Annotated in this window: 1 protein-coding gene; it reads left to right on the forward strand. The window is 73.5% G+C overall.

The genetic code is table 11. The features are described 5' to 3' along the window. The coding region (locus L2I40_RS24090; protein WP_237217860.1) for a cold-shock protein at positions 1-282 on the forward strand (282 nt) is incomplete at its 5' end. Positions 283-680: the final 398 nt, after the last annotated feature.

Raw genomic sequence — 680 nt, forward strand, 5'->3', positions numbered from 1 at the left:
GCCCTTCCGATCTGCCTGGGCGCCGGCTCCGGCGATCCCGGCCCGCGCCGCGACTTCGGCCGTGACGAGGGCGGGCCGACCTACGCCGTGTCGGGCACCGTGAAGTGGTTCGACCAGGTCCGCGGCTTCGGCTTCGTGACGCCGGACGACGGCGGGCAGGACGTGTTCCTGCACTCCTCCGTCCTGCAGCGCGCCGGCAAGCAGGACGTCCAGCAGGGCGAGAAGGTCGCCCTCGACGTCCGCGACGGCCAGCGCGGCCGCCAGGCGGTCACCATCAAGTAACGCGCGCCACACGCGCGCGACGCGAGGCCCCGGCCGGCAACGGCCGGGGCTTTTGCGTTGCGGGCCGTTCGCGTCGCGACGGGCGCTTTTGTCCGAAACCGCGAATTAAGCCCTCTCTGCGCCACCCCGGCCAATTTGTCCGAAATCTTCAGGCGCCGTTTACCCGCCGATGCGCCTGCTTCCCCTGCGCCGACGCGGCGCGCCCTGGGAAGACCCACGATGCAACTCCCCTTCCAGCCCGATACCCACTGGTCCGCAATCGGCCCCGCCTGTGCCGATCCCATGCCGCCGCTCGCCGCCGCCGTGGCCGCCATCGTCGCCGTCGCGGCGCTGCGGGCGCGCGCCGCTGGCCAATTGGCCGCCCTGCAGGACGCCGTCGCCGCGGCCCTCGACGCGGC

The organism is Falsiroseomonas oryziterrae, assembly GCF_021864505.1.
Taxonomy (GTDB): domain Bacteria; phylum Pseudomonadota; class Alphaproteobacteria; order Acetobacterales; family Acetobacteraceae; genus Falsiroseomonas; species Falsiroseomonas oryziterrae.